At 37.6% G+C, this 18,108-nt stretch carries 16 protein-coding genes; 1 reads left to right on the top strand and 15 read right to left on the bottom strand.

All coding sequences use genetic code 11. The features are described from left to right. Positions 1–2: 2 nt before the first annotated feature. The 13 genes from OLW01_RS06755 to OLW01_RS06695 all read right to left on the bottom strand — a co-directional run bounded on the left by OLW01_RS06755 (position 3) and on the right by OLW01_RS06695 (position 15,271). Entirely contained in the window at positions 3–1,268 is a 1,266-nt protein-coding gene (locus OLW01_RS06755) for an SAM-dependent methyltransferase (RefSeq protein ID WP_268076173.1), read from the bottom strand. A gap of 80 nt (positions 1,269–1,348) precedes the next feature. Further along, positions 1,349–2,140 (bottom strand): DUF1365 domain-containing protein, encoded by a 792-nt coding sequence (locus OLW01_RS06750; protein WP_268076014.1) that lies wholly within the window; start codon positions 2,138–2,140, stop codon positions 1,349–1,351. Continuing rightward, on the bottom strand, positions 2,133–3,461 hold the full coding sequence (locus OLW01_RS06745; protein ID WP_268076012.1) for an NAD(P)/FAD-dependent oxidoreductase: 1,329 nt from the start codon (positions 3,459–3,461) through the stop codon (positions 2,133–2,135). The genes OLW01_RS06750 and OLW01_RS06745 overlap by 8 nt, the downstream gene beginning before the upstream one ends. A 17-nt stretch (positions 3,462–3,478) precedes the next feature. Then, the gene (locus tag OLW01_RS06740) at positions 3,479–4,240 is read right to left on the bottom strand and encodes an SDR family NAD(P)-dependent oxidoreductase (RefSeq protein ID WP_268076010.1); all 762 of its coding nucleotides are present in this window, start codon (positions 4,238–4,240) and stop codon (positions 3,479–3,481) included. Beyond that, positions 4,237–4,668, bottom strand: a complete 432-nt coding sequence (locus OLW01_RS06735) for a nuclear transport factor 2 family protein (protein WP_268076008.1) — start codon at positions 4,666–4,668, stop codon at positions 4,237–4,239. The genes OLW01_RS06740 and OLW01_RS06735 overlap by 4 nt, the downstream gene beginning before the upstream one ends. A gap of 82 nt (positions 4,669–4,750) precedes the next feature. Continuing rightward, positions 4,751–6,238: a cryptochrome/photolyase family protein gene (locus OLW01_RS06730; protein WP_268076007.1), complete on the bottom strand. Its 1,488-nt coding sequence runs from the start codon at positions 6,236–6,238 to the stop codon at positions 4,751–4,753. 28 nt (positions 6,239–6,266) lie between these two features. Continuing rightward, the gene (locus tag OLW01_RS06725) at positions 6,267–7,217 is read right to left on the bottom strand and encodes a YbgA family protein (protein ID WP_268076006.1); all 951 of its coding nucleotides are present in this window, start codon (positions 7,215–7,217) and stop codon (positions 6,267–6,269) included. A gap of 166 nt (positions 7,218–7,383) precedes the next feature. Continuing rightward, entirely contained in the window at positions 7,384–7,932 is a 549-nt protein-coding gene (locus OLW01_RS06720) for an NAD(P)H nitroreductase (RefSeq protein WP_268076005.1), read from the bottom strand. 98 nt (positions 7,933–8,030) lie between these two features. Next, positions 8,031–8,798 carry a BPSS1780 family membrane protein gene (locus tag OLW01_RS06715; RefSeq protein ID WP_268076004.1) on the bottom strand — a complete coding sequence of 256 codons (768 nt, stop codon included), beginning with the start codon at positions 8,796–8,798 and terminating at the stop codon, positions 8,031–8,033. A 102-nt stretch (positions 8,799–8,900) separates the two neighbouring features. Then, entirely contained in the window at positions 8,901–12,032 is a 3,132-nt protein-coding gene (locus OLW01_RS06710) for an efflux RND transporter permease subunit (protein ID WP_268076003.1), read from the bottom strand. Continuing rightward, positions 12,022–13,320 carry an efflux RND transporter periplasmic adaptor subunit gene (locus OLW01_RS06705; RefSeq protein ID WP_268076001.1) on the bottom strand — a complete coding sequence of 433 codons (1,299 nt, stop codon included), beginning with the start codon at positions 13,318–13,320 and terminating at the stop codon, positions 12,022–12,024. The genes OLW01_RS06710 and OLW01_RS06705 overlap by 11 nt, the downstream gene beginning before the upstream one ends. 11 nt (positions 13,321–13,331) lie before the next feature. Then, complete coding sequence (locus tag OLW01_RS06700) at positions 13,332–14,720, bottom strand: TolC family protein (protein ID WP_268076000.1); 1,389 nt, start codon at positions 14,718–14,720, stop codon at positions 13,332–13,334. A gap of 305 nt (positions 14,721–15,025) precedes the next feature. Further along, complete coding sequence (locus OLW01_RS06695; RefSeq protein ID WP_268075998.1) at positions 15,026–15,271, bottom strand: DUF2960 family protein; 246 nt, start codon at positions 15,269–15,271, stop codon at positions 15,026–15,028. 514 nt (positions 15,272–15,785) lie between these two features. Here OLW01_RS06695 and OLW01_RS06690 point away from each other — a divergent pair. Continuing rightward, positions 15,786–16,526, top strand: a complete 741-nt coding sequence (locus OLW01_RS06690) for a YciK family oxidoreductase (RefSeq protein WP_268075996.1) — start codon at positions 15,786–15,788, stop codon at positions 16,524–16,526. 51 nt (positions 16,527–16,577) lie between these two features. Here the strand turns inward: OLW01_RS06690 and OLW01_RS06685 are convergent, their stop codons facing one another. Together OLW01_RS06685 and yfbV are read right to left on the bottom strand one after the other, a co-directional pair. Further along, entirely contained in the window at positions 16,578–17,588 is a 1,011-nt protein-coding gene (locus OLW01_RS06685; protein WP_268075994.1) for a GGDEF domain-containing protein, read from the bottom strand. Between the two features lie 45 nt (positions 17,589–17,633). Beyond that, the gene (yfbV, locus tag OLW01_RS06680) at positions 17,634–18,080 is read right to left on the bottom strand and encodes a terminus macrodomain insulation protein YfbV (protein ID WP_268075990.1); all 447 of its coding nucleotides are present in this window, start codon (positions 18,078–18,080) and stop codon (positions 17,634–17,636) included. Positions 18,081–18,108: the final 28 nt, after the last annotated feature.

Below are 18,108 nucleotides of genomic sequence, written 5' to 3'. Positions count from 1 at the left end.
TCCTACTTAGTGGTTGAATGATGATTAATTAACGGACTGTCTGAACGATTATCTGGTTTATTTAAAACGAGTTGAACCGTTGAGATTGCTCTTTCTCTAAAGCCGCCTTCGCAATAGCACAAATAAAATTCCCACATACGGATAAACTGGTCATCATATCCTTGAGATTTTATCTGTTCTATATTTTGAAAAAAATTACTTCGCCAATCAGCTAACGTTTGTGCGTAATGTAAACCAATATCTTCTAAATGCCTGATAACCATATCGGTGGATTGCGAAACCTGTTTCGCCATTTGTTCAACAGACGGTAAACAACCACCAGGGAAAATATATTTTTGGATAAAATCGACATTATTCAAATAATAATCAAAACGTTGATCGGCAATGGTAATCGCTTGAATTAACATAACCCCATCAGGTTTTAGGAGTTGGGCACATTTTTGAAAAAATACCGGATAGTATTCGTGTCCTACAGCCTCAATCATTTCAACCGAAACAAGTCTGTCGTATTGCCCACAAAGCTCCCGGTAATCGAACATAATCACTTTTACTTGTTCGGTTAAACCGGCCTCTTTAACGGCTTGCGTTGCATAGTCAAACTGCGCTTGAGAAATGGTCGTTGTAGTCACTTTACAGCCTGTATATTTAGCTGCAAAAATAGCCATACCGCCCCAACCTGTTCCTATTTCTAATAAGTGATGCTCAGCGCGAAGATCTAATTTTTCGCAAATGTGTTTAAGCTTATATTCAGAGGCGTCGTTTAAACTCATATTTTTGTCTGGGTAAATTGCACTTGAATACATCATGCTAGGGTCTAAAAAGCAGCGGTACATTTCATTTCCCAAATCATAATGAGCCGATATATTTCTTTTTGAACCCGATAGACTATTACGATTAAACCAGTGATAGATTTTTTCAAATGGTTTTAAGATAGATGCCATGCCTGAGTCTATTGAATCGGTAGCACTTGTATTTAAACTAAAAATTCTAATTAAGGTGGTTAAGTTTTCAGTAGCCCATAAACCCTGCATATAAGCTTCGCCAGCACCTATACTGCCATTTAGCATTATATGTTTATAAAATTCTGGGGTTAATACTTCTAACTTGGCAACTAAATGAGCATTTTGCTGGTTGTGACGACCAAAATGATACTGTTTACCTTTTTCATCAATAATAATTTGGCCGTGTTTAATATTGTTTAACTTTTTGAACACCAGTTTACGAGCAAGGCTATTAACCCAGTTATCAAAGCCTGATCGAGTTATCATACTGTTTTTTTCTTCAGTTCTGGTTTTTTTGTTAACCTGATTAGTTAATTCACTCGATTCCATTGGGTACTCCTATTTTTTTATTTTTTATGCTCAACATAACCATAAAAAGGAATGCCTTTGAGCCACAATTTAACTGCTTGCCAATAAATAGCGAATATAGTTTTTACGCACATCCAAGGAAATTTGATCAATAGGCGGTTAAAATTTTTATTGTTGAGTGCTTGTCTTTTGAGTGAGATGCCAGCGTGGAAGAGTTTTCCGTCTTTAATATTCTCAATATGTAGGTTTAAGTTTTGAGACGGCTCACTCGTTTTCCATGCGTACTGCATATCTAAATTATTAAATGGAGAAACATGAAATTCTTTATCACAAATATAAGTGTTTGCTTGAAATGGCACTAAATAATAGTGTTTTTCATTCCATGGCGTATTGCTGACTTGAGCTAAGATCGAAATAAGTCGACCTTGTTGATATAAATAATAAAAATTAACCGGGCTGAAATACAGGCCCCAAGTTCGAATTTGACCCAGTAAAAATACCTGATCTATTTGCGCTTTTTCACCTAATGAATAGGCTTTATTGATCATGTTTTGCTTGAGCGTTTGTTTAAACATGAGTTCTGGCTGGTCAATATTGGCAAAATCATCAGGCTGATAATCCGCTTCATTAAAGCTAGCAATCGAATATTTTTTACTGGAGAGATATTTAATATTTTGATGAAGCAAAGGAATTTCATCCAGATCTAGCCACAAAAAATAAATAGGATAGCTAAACGCATGTATTTTAGGCGTGAACCGCTTATGATAAGTCGTGCCTTGATAAATGGCACTATTAAAGCCATGGAATGATGCCCCAATTTGCTTAGTCAAAATAATTAGCCTCTAATAACGAGCACACATCTAACGCACTACGAATACCATCTTCATGAAACCCGTTGTACCAATAAGCTCCACAATAATAGATACCATCAACACCATTTATCTCAGCGCGTTTTTGTTGCGCATTAATACTTTTTTGATTATAGACAGGGTGTGCATATTGGTAACGGCCGATAATTTTTGTTGAATCAATTTGCTCGGTTTGATTTAACGTCACACAAAAAGTGGTGTCACTTTTTATTCCCTGAAGTATATTCATATTGTAAGTTAAGGTAGCAGCCTGTTTATTAGTTGCCGACAAATCATAATTCCAGGCAGCCCATGCCGCTCGTCTTTTAGGTAAAATGCGATGGTCGGTGTGTAAAATAACCTCGTTATTGGCATATTCGATGTCTGCCAAAATGGCTTTCTCAGCTTGGCTTGGTGTCTCTAACATGGCCAATGCTTGGTCTGAATGACAAGCTATAATCACTTTATCAAAATACTCAAGTTGGCCATTTACCTCAATTGCGATGAATGATTTGTCTGCCAAGCGCCTAACGCTTTTTACCGGGCTGTTTAACCTAATATCAACTTGAGGCATTTTGGGTAATAAGGCATCTATATACTGTCTAGATCCGCCGCTAACGACTGACCATTGGGGGCGGTTAGTAATATTAAGCAAACCATGATTATTAAAAAAGCGCAGGAAAAATTTTAAAGGGAAAGATTTCATTCCGTCTAAGCCTGAGGACCAAATAGCAGCGCCCATGGCTAAAATATAGTTGGTGGCAAAATAATCAGAGAAATTAAACCGCGCTAAAAAGTGCGCTAAAGAATCATTTAACAAAGCTTCCGATTCTGCAACATCACCATTTAGCACTTGTTTGCTTAGCTTATTAAATCTAATAATTTCGTTAATAAATTTATAAAATTTGGGTTTAAATATATTCCGCTTTTGTGCAAATAAACTGGCCAATGTATTGCCATTATATTCAAGGTTGTCCGCTTCATTTTTGACACTAAAGCTCATGGTTGTTGGCTGGTGTTTTACCCTAAGCTTATCTAAAAAACGGTTAAAATTGGGGTAAGTCCAGTCGTTGAATACAATAAACCCTGTATCAATTGAGTAAGTCTTGCCTAGATAGTCAATTTGTTTGGTCGCAGTATGGCCACCTAACGTATCTGATTGCTCAAATAAACACACTTGATATTTTTGCGATAATTGCCACGCACTCACTAAGCCTGAAATGCCAGAACCGATGACCGCAATTTTTAAATTAGTTTCTGTTGATGGGATGTTAGATTCTGTTGATGAAGTGCTATTTTCCATAACGGTGACCTTAATTATTATTGTTTCATTTTTTTAGCTATATAGAGCTGTAAACCAAGAGGGAAAGCACCTAAGCACTTTATAATAAAGCTAAATATAGTTGGAAAACGTATCAGGCTTTTATTGTTTTCAATCCCCGAGACGATAGCATCTGCGGCCTGATCTGTACTTACTAGAGCTGGCATCTTAAATTCATTTTTATCAGTGAGTGGGGTTTTAACAAAACCAGGCTGAACCAAACTTACGTTAATTTGTGGGTAATCAACCTGTAAACTTTTGGCCAAGTAAGCAACCGCCGCTTTAGATGAACCATAACCTTGCGATTTTGTAAAAGGAAAATCACTGGCTAAACTGCCCATTAATACCAGCTTAGGTGCCTGTGTTCGACTGGTGGACCGAGTTAAAAAAGGCAAAACTAAATCAATAGCGTAAGCCATTGTAAATAAATTAGACTCTATGTTTTTAACCAATACAGATGATAACGAATTGGCTGCATTTTCATTATGCTCAGGCTCGTAATAAATACAATTGCCTGCATTTAAAATGACCAAATCTAGATGTTCTGCTCGCTTTGAAATATCCGCTGCTAAATTCAAAACGGCTTGTTTTTGCGTTAAATCGCACGCAAGCGATATAGCACCTTTGTCTTCAAGTAAACTTAATTTGTTTTGGCTACGACCAATAACAAAAACGTGATCTTGTGAATTGGCTTGTGCTAAATAATGAAGCGCCAGCGCTTGACCAATGCCAGAAGTTGCGCCCGTTATCAATATATTCATACAGAAGCTGCTTTTTGTTTAATGTATTTACTTGTACAGCCAATCACAGGTAAATGATCAAATAACATTTGAGTTAAATCAAAATAATCTCGATGAAAAATGACTTTATCTTGGTCAAATTTAAGTCTAGACACGCCATCGACTTCAATGCAGTTACCTGAACCTATTTTTTTATGCTGGTATGTCATCACCCAAGTTAAAAAAGCTTGGTCGTTTACTATCTGCTTAGACAGAATATTAAATTGGCAGCTAATCGTATTTTGGTACATATGAGCTAAATATTGCTTTAACTCAATTAACCCGTGGATATGATGCAAAGGATCGATAAACTGTATCGATGGATGATAAATGCTGTCTAAGCGCTCTATATTTTGAATATTGAGCGCTTGATACACATCTATAAATGCATCTAACTTAATGTCGTGCATAGTTTATTCCTTATTAAGCCGCCTTATGTACTTATTATTTATACTGCAGAAAAGCAACTTAGGATTACCGCGATAGATAAATTTATTTGTTGGCATACATATTGAGCGTTATTTCACGGGCCGTTTTATGATCGACAATTGGTTTTGGATAATCGATTGGTGATTGATTGAGGCTTTCATATAGATGCGGTTTGTGAATATACTTGTCAGGCAATTGAGCCAGCTCAGGACAAAACTTACGAATAAAGTGACCTTGTTTATCAAAGCGTTCGCTTTGAGTGGTTGGGTTAAATATACGAAAATAAGGCGCAGCGTCGTGCCCAGTTGAGGCGCTCCACTGCCAGCCCCCATTATTAGCGGCATAATCGCCATCAATTAAGTTTTGCATAAAATATTGCTCACCCCAACGCCAGTCAATTTGCAGATCTTTAATCAAAAAACTGGCGACAATCATTCGTAACCTGTTGTGCATCCAGCCAGTTTGATTTAGCTGTCGCATAGCGGCATCGACAATCGGGAAACCGGTTTTTCCCTGACACCAGGCATCAAATTCAGTTTTATTATTACGCCATGGTAAATTTTGATACTGCGTTTTAACGGCAAAACCTTTGCTGATATCATCATAAATCGCGGTTAAATGGCGATAAAACTCACGCCAAATTAATTCACTTAACCAAGTCGCAGCGCCTGAATCTGAATTGAATACGGCTTCGCCCTGCTCTACCAATAATCGATTAATTGCCTGCCGAGGGCTAATACACCCCAAACTAAAAGCCGCAGACAAACAACTGGTTGCGGATAAATTGGGTAAATCTCGGTTTTGTTGATAATCCTGAACTTGCTCCCGACAAAAAGTGCGTAATCGATTTAAAATAGCTAACTCTTCAGTCGGAAAACTTTCAGCTGCATCTGCTGACGAAACCTGAGTTTGATGAGGCGTTAATCGCGTTTTAAATGACGCTAATTTATCGTCCACACTTTGCGGCTTGTGCTTAGCTTCATTAAGCCAATTCACCAATGTTTTATGGTTGTCAAATTGAATAGCCTGGGCTTGTGGTTTGGCAAAACAATTGGCGTTATGTTGCGCAAAATGCTGCAGCCACTGTTTTTTAAAAGCCGTAAAAACGCTGTAATAACCGCCATCAGCTTTAGTTATTGATTTTGGTGGAAAAATGACAGAGTCATGATAGAGATTAAATTTAACACCGAGAGTTGAGAGTTGCTGCTGAGCATTTTTGTCTCTTACCCTTTCATTTAATTCATAATCAGCGCAAGCATGCACCCGGTTTATCGGATATTTCTGACACAAGTCAAGGATTTGCTGCACACTATTTTGATAAGTATCTGATTTTATTAAAATAAGTGGGATATTAAGTTCAGCCAAAGCCGAGGATAAATCTGCCACTCTGGAATACATAAAGTCGCGTTTTATCGGCGCCATATCATGTGATTGCCACTGTTTTTCAGTTGCAATAAAAACACTAATCACAGGCTCTTTTGTATTCAAAGCGTTCGTTAAACCTGCATGATCTAAACTTCTTAAATCATTTCTAAACCAAACTAATTGCATTTTTTGTCCTTAAATAAATAGCGACTTGTTAACCGCTTAACCCCATCTCTAAAGGATATGGGTTAAAATAACTTTGCTGATTTAAGTACTCATTTGGGTATAGCATTAAAAAATGTTTAATCAGCGTGAGCGGCGCTAATAAAGGCACTAGCCCTTGTCGGTAATGCAATATAAGCCGGCTTAGCTCTTGTTTGTCGTGTGGTTTAATATCGCGTTTAAAATAACCTTGAATATGCATTAATACATTACAGTGTTTTTTACGACCGGCAATTTGTTTCAACGCTTGCATTAACCTTGAAAAATAGGCCTCTTTTAATTGTTCGATTGGTTTTTTATCATGGTTAGCAACCAGCTTGCCTAAATCTTTATAGGCTTGATAACTATGCGCCATAATTTGATATTTATGACAGCTGTGAAAATCAATTAGATCTTTTAATTGTTCACTTTGAGCAACTTGATTTTGCCATTGCGCGTGGATATAAATTCGTTCAATAAAGTTTTCGCGTAAGCTTTTATCACTAAGCCTACCATCTTCTTCTACAGGTAAATTGGGGTGTTGTTGCATCAGCTCTTTAGCAAATAAACCAACGCCTTTACGGTGCTGTAAATTACCGTCTTTATCAAACACTTTCATTCGCTCCATCCCACAACTTGGAGATTTCGACGTTAAAATGAAGCCATTTAAATGCGCCATATGTTGACACTTTTGTTCAGCGAACTGATTCATTTTATTGGTGTAATCAATACTAGAATCTCGACTATCAACCAGTTTAATGATTTGATTATCGTCGATTAATCGAATTGGCTTTCTGGGAATCGACATGCCGATCCCCACTTCTGGGCAAATAGGATGGTAATTAACATATTTAGATAGGGTATTCTGGGCAAACGTTAAAGATTTATGTCCACCATCAAACCGGACTTTTTCACCTAATAAACATGCACTAATGCCAATATTTAATGGTTTATTTGTTGTCATTGGCCGCTCCTGAATTATATTATCGGTTAATTTAAGCTTAAACGATGAATATGACTTTATCGATCAATAAATTAAAAATAATTTTGTTCAAAAAAGCCAGGGAGCGGCGTTAGTCATTTTTAGCTATTTAGCGACTAAAATTTACTCGTTATTTACCAATACTGAGTTACCAATATTGTAAGTGTGCAGATAAATCTTTTTCTGGTTTTATCGGCGCTTCATTTTCAGCGGTGCCTAAATAAAGATAACCAACAATAAGATCTTGCTCTGCAAGTTTAAATTGTTTTTTTACATGAGGATGATAAGCATAAGCGCCCGTTCGCCATATGCCCTGAAAACCTTGTGCAACCGCTGCCATTTGCATGGCCTGAACACAACAACCAGCAGCTATTACTTGCTCGATTTCAGGTATCTTATGCTCAGCTTGAACTTTGGCAATGACTGCAATAACCAAAGGGGCTCGACTTGGCATATTTTTAGCTTTTTCAATTTTGTCGGCTGATAACGCGTCTTGCTCTGCTGCCTCGGCATAAATTTCGCCTAAATCGTTCAAGCCTTTATCTTTAAAAACAATAAATTGCCATGGCGACAAATTACCGTGATCAGGTGCACGCATACCCGCTTTTAAAATTTGGGTTAATTGTTCACCTTCAGGCGCTGGACAAATTAATTTATTATACGAACTACGATTTAACAATAAGTCTAATGCTTGCATAAAATTGATATGGCCTTTTATTTAGTTTTTCTAGATTTTGAGTTACCTGTATAACTGCTGACGTGTTATAAACGTGATGCTTTAAAATTTTTTTGGTGCTACACCATAAAACTGCCATCTTGATCCGAATCATCACCCGATTGTTCATTTGGATAATCAGATATTGAAAAGCGAGCTTTGTGTCTAAAAATATCTTGATACATTACAAATAGTATACAATGCATCACTGGCAACATAATCAATAAACCAAGGCCCATAGGAATCATGGCGATAACAAATGCGAACATGATAATGACGCTAAATATCGTTAGCGAAATTGCGTTTTTAAAACAGCCTTTAAATGACATTTTAAAGGCATCAATGGCAGGTAATTTATCAATAACGATTAAAGCAGGCGCAAAAGCCAAGCCCATCATAAAAGGTAAATAGATCACTAACATAGTGCCCATAAAAGAAAGTACTTGTGCAGCATCTCCTGAGGACATCGCATTTTCACCCACTACAAGTACCGCCAATGTACTGGCAACTAAAGCTGCACCGAAATTAATTAAAAATAAATGCAATAACGGTTTTAAATGATATTTAATGCCTTCAAATAATCGAGCGGGAACAAACTGCTGATTGTTTTGCACACTCGCGACGACTAAAAACATACCAGGCAATATTAAACTAATGAGTAATTCACCAATAAATGGAATCATAGCGAGTACAAAAAAACAGGCATAAACCATTAAAATAAAACCTGCCCATTGCAGCTTAAACGCACTAAAAAGCTTGAATGCTTGGCTAAACCAATCAAATACCGCTTTAGCAGGTCGCGCGGTTGGAATTATCCGCATATCTTGTGGAGACTGAGAATCAGACATAAAGTATTTTATCTAAAGAGATCATAGGCATGATTATACTGAATGATTATTAGAAAGCGAGTCGCTCAAGCCAGCTAATAGTCATTCAGTTAGGGTTTTAGCTTAATTTGATTTAGTGACTGGCTTTACTTGATCAAGTTGCCGCCACCACTGAACCAATTGTTTACATTTATTTGAAATATCTAAGCTACATAAATATAAACAAGGCACAAAAATTAAGGTCGTAAATGTTGCCGCTAAAACGCCATAAGCTAGCGACACCACCATGGGCACTAAAAATTTAGCTTGCTCATTATCACCTGACAACATAGGGATTAACCCAATAAAAGTTGTTAACGACGTTAAAATAATGGCTCTAAATCTTAAACGACCGGCTTCTCTGGTCGCATCATACGCACTAAAGCCTTTTGCCTTTAGCTTATTTAGACAATCAACCAGCACCAGATTATCATTCACAACAACCCCTGCAGCAGCCAAAATGCCCAGCATTGAAAAGGCACCGTAATAAACCTCGTGTGACCAGTGACCTAAAATAGAACCTAAAAAAGCAAAAGGAATGGCTGACATGATTAAAAAAGGTTGCCAATACGAACGAAATGCAATGGCTAAAAGCATGTACGAAACCAGTAAAGCCATCCCTTCTAGGTAATAAACCGTTTGCATAAAGTCTTCTTGGTTTTTATTTTGACCTCGATCAGTTGATACCTCAGGGTGGCGCTTTCGCCATTCTGGGAAAAAGTTATCTTGAATTTTTCGTTTAAGAGCCCAGGCGTTATCGCCCGCGTATTCAGCCCAAATCCAGACCACTTTTTGTCCGTCACGACGTTGAATTCGATTAATACCTGGACGCATTTCAAAATCGACTACACTCATAAGCGGTATTTCACGCTTATCTCTCGTTCGAATTTTAAGTTGATATAAGGAGTCTAACGCTTCTCGCTCTTGCCTTGAATAACGTACTTTTACACGTGAATCTCCACCTTCTCTTGGTAGACGTTGAACTTCTTGGCCAAAAAAAGCTTGCCGCACCTGTTTGCTAACATCTCGGATATTGATGCCCAGCATTTCCGCACCTGGTTTAAGCGTGAACGTAATTTCTTTACTCCCTTTATCTAAGCTGTCGCGAATCATATAAATATCATCATACTGAGTTAAATGTGATTTTAAATCGACAACGGCTGCTGATATCGCATCGAGATTCTCTCCTTGCACCATAAATCGGATTTTAGGATCCCGTTCATTTAAGGTTGATTTAAATTCAATTTCTTCAGCATCGGGGATATCACCAATCATTTCTGTTAATAGATTTGTCGCTTTTTCCGTAGTTAAAGCACGCTTATCTTGAGGTACTAATTTTAAAAAACTGGTTACTCTGCTGCCTTTAATTTGACTATAATAATGGGCTATAAAGGCGCTCTCATTGGCCGGATCGATATTTTGTACATACTCAGTCAATTGAGCTTGACCTTGATTCATTTGCTCAAGTACTTGTTGTAATCGGTCAAACGAAGCGTTTTCAGGAAGAGTGACATTTAAGCGAATGGTATCGGCTTCAATTTTAGGTTCAAACGATTGTAAAATATAATTATCGTTCAACATTTTGATTGAGCAAAACAGCGCTAATATAAATAGCCCGACCACTAAATATCGCCACTGTAAAAAGACTTTTATTAAAGGCGCATAAACTTTGTCTGCTAAAAAATGCATTACGTTAGCGACTTTTTGCTGCAGTTTTTCTAATTTCCCTTTTTTGTGTGGCGTATCATCCGCTAAATGCCGTAAGTGGCAAGGTAAGATAAATAAAGCTTCAAATAACGAAAATGCTAATGCTAAGACAACAACAATCGAAATAGCACGGGTAAATTCAGCGGTACTGCCTGGTAAAAAAGCCATAGGCGCAAACACCACCATAGTGGTTAATACCCCAAAAATAACCGGTTTAAAAACTTCTGATACGCCAAAAAACGCAGCTTCATCACCGTGATGCCCTTTTTCATGCGCACTATGAATGCTTTCACCAATCACAATGGCGTCGTCCACCACAATGCCGATAACCATCATAAACGCGAATAAAGACATCATGTTTAACGATACATCAAATGCGGGTAGTAACCAAAATGCTGCGGCAAAAGCAGTGCCTATTCCCATGCTAACCCATAATGCTATTTTGGGTTGTAAAAATAACAATAACAGCGTAAAAACCAGTACTAAACCACTAATCGCATTATCAAAAATTGAGTCTAAACGACTTTCATATGCATCATTCCAATCTTCCCAAACCGTTAATTGAAGTCCATCTGGTAATCTAGACTGCTTGTTTTGAATGTACTTTCTGACATTTCCTGACATTTCAGGAATATTCATATAATCAGAATTAAGTACATCAATCAAAATAGCGGGTTCACCGTCAAATGAAGAGTAGCGTTTTGAAACTTGCAGTCCATCCACCACCTGAGCTACATCTTTTAAATACAAGGTAGCGCCATCATCAGTCTGACGTACAGTTAAACTTTCAAAATCCATTTGTTTTTCTGCACGGCTGCGCACACTTAAAGTAAAAGTTTCAGTTTCGCTGCGCACCGCTCCAGCAGATAAATTAACGGATTGAGAGCGAATGGCATTTGCTACTTCATCAAAACTTAAATTATATTGGCGCAGTGCTTTTTCCGAAATTTCTATCGATACTTCTTCATTGGTATCACCGGTAATTACAACCAAAGAGATCAGGGGTAAGGATGCGACTTCTCGTCTGATTTCACGTGCCACTTTATTTAGAGTTAATTCATCAATATAACCATGCAAAGCAATTCTAATCATTTGTTCGCGTTTGGTTCGTTCGGTGACAATAACCGCGTCAGCATCATTAGGAAGCCCATTTACTGAGTTAATTTTCTCGCGAATATCATCTGCAAATTTACGTTTATTAACTCGTTCTTTACCAATAACGCTGACTCGAGCAACACCTTCAAAAGCATTAGAAACGACAAATTTAATATCTTCCACATTTTTAATTGCTTCTTCAAAACGGACAATAATTTGATCTTCGACATCTCGTGGGCTCGCACCAGGCCATCGCATGGTAATATCCATAATTGGCAATTTGACGGTCGGAAATGGCTCCTTTTCAACCGAAAATAAATAACTCATCACGCCAGCAATAATTAGCGTAAGCATGGCTAAGTTAGCTGCGATAGGATTTTTAATCCACCAAGCTAACACTGAATTAGCTGGCATTATTAATTTCCTCTTCGGTCAATGATTCACTTTTTTTTGCCGATTTATTGTGCGACTGTTGATGCTGACTCAATTTACTTGTGCTGGAGTCGATTTCATTGGGTGATGGTTGAATAATGGGAACCACATTTAGCCCTTCTGTTGGAATAGCCAATGCTGAGGTGATCACTAAAGTATTGGGCTCTAAGTTTTTAACAATAATAAAATCAGGTGTTCGCTGTACTATATCGGCTTTTATTATGCGCAGCTTTTTTTGTTTATCGACTAACCATAATTCTGAGTTATTTCGAAGCGCTTGTTGTGGCAATTTGGTCGTATTTTCTACTGCTCGACCTTTAATTTGAGCATATACGAACAAGCCGCTTAATAAAGGTGTGGCTTGATTTAAATAAGCGTCTTGAACTTGTGCCACAGCATAAATAGTACGGGTCCGGTTATCCATCACTGCCTCTGTTCTTACTATTTTGCCATACCAGCTCACTTCTTTTCCTGCCATTTCACTGTACAGTCGTACCGGAAATTTTGAATTTTCAAAACTTTGGTAATAGCCAATGGGTAATTCGATTTGTGCAAATTGCTTCGCCGTCATCGACAACCTCACTTCCATTGTTTCGGTTGAAAAAACCGTTGCTAAATTGGTGTTGCGATTAATATATTGGTTAATATTAATATTTTCTTTTTCTACTCGCCCCGTAAATGGCGAATATATTTTGGTGCGAGCTAAGTTTAATTTAGCGAGTTTTAATTCTGCTTTCGCAGAGTCAAGTAACGCGCTAGCTTGACGTAATTGCGGTAGCCCGAGTGCTAAATCTGACGCTTTTGTCCGACCTAAGCTTTTTAATTCTACTTGTGAGGCGTTTGCTTCGGCTTTGGCTCGGGCAAGTTGCTGTTCTGCTTGTGCAACCTTGGCTTGACGCTGAACGACATTAAGCTCATATTCGCTTGGCTCTATTTCAAGTAATAATTCGCCCTCTTCTATCACGCCGCCAGTAACCATATTTGGCGATACATAGCTAATTTTGCCTTCCACTTCATTTTTTAAATCAAACCGAGATGAGGGTGAAACAAGCCCTTGACTGTAACCTAATAATTGGCTGCTTTGGTTAGTGGTTTTGATAGTGAAAACTTTAACACGCTTTACTTTATTAAGCCGTTTTTCTGGTTCTGGCTTGTTATTTTCTAGCCATTGATAACCACTATATGCTAACCCTAATAATACAATGGGTGTCACTAGCCATTTAATAATTGCCCCTTTGATATTAATTAATTTTTGTTTGTTAAATACCATATTTATTTATCTCAGTTTTGGCGCTCATTTTGTTCATTAGCAGCATTGATATTTTGGTCTACCGAAAAAGGTTGCCCGAGTGCTAACATTAAGCCTACTCGGTTATTTAAAACCGCATATTGCGCACGTATTTTATTCATTTCGGTATTCATTCGGCGAGTTTGAATTGACAATAAATCAAAACTTTTAATTAAGCCTTGCTCATATTGGTTAATTAATAAAGATTCAGAGGCGGCAATTTGCAGGTACGCTTGCTCTAATGCTTTATGCCTTTTCGTTAGCGCGTACTCAGCGGCTAAATTTTGTTCAATCTCTTGCCATGCATTTAATATGCTTTTTTGGTATTGCGCCCAAGCCCATTGCTGCCTAGCCGATTTTTGTGCAATATCAGCATCAATTGCTCCACCATCAAAAATAGGCTGCGTTAAGTCAACTGCAATGCTCGCCAGCCAGTATTGCCAGTCTAGTAATTGCGCAATTTCTTCTCGACTCCCTCTAAAGTTCGCGGTTAAATTAATTTTTGGCAAATTATTTTTATCTGCACTTTTCCAGCGGCTAAATGCGCTCGCAACTCTGGCTTCTGCTGCTCTAATATCCGGTCTGTGAGTTAATACTTGGGTCGGTGAAATCGTCAATTTAAACGTGGCGAGTTCAACCGAGTCTAATTTTAAGTTAAGTTTTGTGCCTGGATACCGACCTAAAAGCACATTCATTTTTTGCTCGGCTTTGGCATAATTGAGTTCCTGCTGAGCAAGATTGGCCTGAATCGAAAACAAGTTATTTTTGGCAAGGCGAAGATCTAAGCTATCAGCTAATCCTTTATCTAGTCTATATTCGGTTATCTCAACTCGCTGTCGCTGACTGTTGTAATTAGCTTGCGTATTTTCGATTAGTTTATGGTTTTCAGCGAGAGCTAAATAAGTAGCGACCACTTGGCTAATAATAGACTGCTTAACGTTTAATAAATCTTGTTCGGATGCATAAAAATCAGATTCAGAAGCTTTAACTTGATCTGCTAGGCGTTGCCATAAATCAAGTTCCCAATTAAAACGCAACGCCCCCGTAAAACTATTATTAATTGATTTGTCTTGGATATTACTGTTAACACCTGTTAGCCGTTGTGAGCGGGACGAATTTAAAGACGCGTTAAGTGTAGGAAGCTGCTTTGCATTACTCATATCTAAATCAGCGGCTGAAACCGAGAAACGGGCAATGGCGATAGCAAGCTCTTGATTAGCTACTAAGGCTTGCTGAATCAGTTCTTTTAACTCGTTTGGTAATACAATGAGAGAGTTGTTATCGGCTAAAGACGTGTTTTCAGGCTGATAATGCGGTTGTGTTAAATAAGTCCATCGTTCAGGCGCTGGTATCTTATGTTGATTCGAATGTTGGTTTAACATTTGCTCGTTATCAACAGAGCTCGCACAACCTTGCAGCAAAGTTGTGAGTAAGCAGAACAGTTTAAATAAGTTAGGTAACGGCTTCATTCAAATTATAAATTGAGTCATTCATCACACAATTATAAAGGAATGAAGCTTGAATTGATGATTTTTAATGTAAAGGTTTTGTAATGTATTTTTGAAATATTAGCGCATATAGAGGCTTGAGGTGCACTTGGTGTGCGACATAAACACGCTTTACTCAAGCACCCTTGAATACATACCACGCAAACGGCTGAAAAATGCACTCAAAAATTTAATGTGCGCTAATCGTCTTCACGGATAAAGTGAATGTCAGTTAACCCCATTCGTTTAAATTCATTTTGGCGAAAGTCTTTTTGGGCCGCCCCTTGTTTTGGAAATTGTTTGAGTTGCTCTTCCATTTTTAAAAATTGGCGTAGGTCTATTCCTTCTGCTGCTGCAACTGCTTCATGTTTATCTCTATATCTGTCATACGAAAATTGAATCTCTTTATATTGACCTTTAAATTTATAACCAACTATTCGTGCCATTTTGTGCCTCTGATTAAATATAATATAGCTAGGGTCTGTTGACCTTTTGGGTACAATTTTGCAGCTGTTTGTTTGGTATTTATACAAGGCATAGCGATTGACGTGTAGTGGGCTACATAAATGAGCTATAAAGACTTTATGCTCCTGCAAAGTCACCTTACCCCACATCCATGTGGGGCAACACAGTAGAAATGCCAAACAAACGCTGCCCTTCGGGTTCGTCCTAAACGCTTTTTGCTCTTTGTTGCTCGATATTGACATAGAATAACTATGCTACATATCTCGCGTCGCGATCAAAAAGCGTTTAGTTAGAACAAAATTTGTACTCCAAACGTCAACAGACCCTAGCGACTTTATCCATGCAAAAAGCTGAATCTTTAAGTCTGTTAGGTATGATACCTAACTCATTTAAGGATATATATTAAAAAAAAATCAAGTTTTAACGATTAGCAATTGGGGTGAAGGTATTTTTTAGCTAAAATGAGCAGCTTATATATATTAATAGATGTTTTTTATGTTTTCATTTTCTCCACAAGCAAATTGTTTATCCGGTAAAACCATTTTAGTGACAGGTGCAGGTGACGGCATTGGAAAAAGTGCCGCATTAGCATTTGCTAAGTTAGGCGCAGAGATCATTTTACTTGGTAAAACGACTGAAAAACTTGAGTCAGTGTACGATAAAATTGTATCACTTGGTTATCCTGAGCCAGCTATAGTGCCGTTAGACATGCAAGGCGCAACCAAACTGCATTACCAAGGTATGGCCGAAACAATTGAACACAACTTTGGTAAGCTTGATGGCATTTTACACAATGCTAGTCAACTTGGCACGATTATGCCGTTTGAGCAATGGCCTCAAGATATGCTTGAGAAAGTGATGCAAGTGAATGTGAATGCAGCATTCGTTATGACTCAGTGTTTAATTCCGCTACTAAAAAAATCAGACAATGCGTCGGTTATTTTTACCAGCTCATCAGTGGGCCGAAAAGCAAAAGCGTTTTGGGGAGCTTATGCTATTTCTAAATTTGCTACAGAAGGCTTAATGCAATTACTAGCCGATGAGTTTGACAATACAAAAATCCGTTTTAATTGTATTAACCCAGGCGCAACAGCCACAAAAATGAGAGCGACAGCCTACCCTGCTGAAAACGCAAACACAATTGCGCAACCAGACGAGATAATGCCAGCTTATCTTTACTTAATGTCTGATGAGAGTTTAACGGTGAATGGTCAAAGTTTAGATGCTCAAGTTTAATTGAGTAAAAACGATTCAGTTGCTACTCAAGTAGCAACTTTTTTAAATTAACTAAAAAAGTTCGATATCACTGTCGATATCAACGGCCTCAATTAATTTTTTGACTGCCAATTGATGATGGAGCGCTACTTGGTTTCGGCCATTTTCTTTACAAAAATACAGCGCTTTATCGGCTTGTTCGATGACTGTGTTAGGGTGCAAACTTGGGTTAATTCGAGAGGCACCCGCGCTCATTGTTACTCGCCCAACTTGAGGGAACAAATAAGAAACGACTGCTAACCGGAAACGCTCTAAAATATCAATAACTTGAGATTCAGTAACAAAACTGATTACAACAATAAATTCTTCCCCTCCATAACGGAACAACATATCACTATGACGAAAATTATGTTTCATAATATCTGAAAACAATAACAGAACTTCGTCTCCGTAAGTGTGGCCATATTTATCGTTAATCAGTTTAAAATTATCAATATCTAGAATAACTAACCAATTGTGAACATCTTCAGAAGGACAAAGGTGGGGTTCTCTGGGTTTTAAATCAGAAAAAAAATCACTTAAATTATGCTCTAACGTTTTTCGATTTAACAATCCGGTCAGGGTATCTATTTCACTTTCATGAATGGTACCGAGTAAATTTGCGGTAATGTTTGTGAGTTGCTCAATCGTTTTAATGAGTGTTTTATCAAGCTTAGCTAAATAGATCACTAATACGCCATAAACTTGATTTTTAACTAAAAGTGGTAATGTCAGTTGGTTATATTTATCACATGCCCCAACTTGATAATGTTTATCGGTAACGCAGTTTAAAACTTGTGGATCGGAACTAAAATCTGTCTCTAAACAATCAGTAATGGCAGATTCATTATAACGAATCGCAACTAGTTCCATTTGATGACGATGCTCCTTCGTTGAGTTCGATTCTACTTTCAATAGCGTAATCACGTCAAAAGTTAATAAATTTTCAAGCTCATCAAGCAATGCCGTCTTGATTGCGGGTTTATTTTGCTTGCTGGTAATATTAGCAACAGACTTTAGCAGATCAATGGTATTAGTAGTCAAAACATTCCCTGAAAATACATAATAATCAGACCGAATTAAACAATATTATAATTTGTCATTTATCCAAGTCTTATCCAATTTTTTAAAAGCTACAGCAAGCGCATTAGCCAAATCTAAATATGTTGGTTTATGCCCTATTCCTTTAAAATCAATCCCTTGAGATAAGATTTTATGCTCTAGTTGATAATACCAACTTGCTAAGCTCACTGGCAATAATTGCTTTGCCCGTTTACCTAACCAAATATAGCCTTGTATTGGCAAACTTAGCATTAAACAGCACATTGCAATTGATTGAGCGATAAAAGACTGACCTAAATACTGATATTGAGTAAAAAAAGTTACTAACACTATAATGGGAATGACAAAAGTGGCAAATTGGGTCGCCTTAATTACCCGGCATTCTGGAAACATACTATACAACTCAGGCTTTAACGGCCACTTTTTACCATAATCATAACCATCACGTATAATTGCTATCAAATTAACGCTCATGATTTTACCTCTTTACTTAACCACTAGC

The sequence above is a fragment of the Catenovulum adriaticum genome (genome assembly GCF_026725475.1).
Taxonomy (GTDB): Bacteria; Pseudomonadota; Gammaproteobacteria; order Enterobacterales; family Alteromonadaceae; genus Catenovulum; species Catenovulum adriaticum.
Note: the sequence above shows the minus strand (reverse complement) of the source record. Positions and strands in the feature narration are given on the sequence as shown.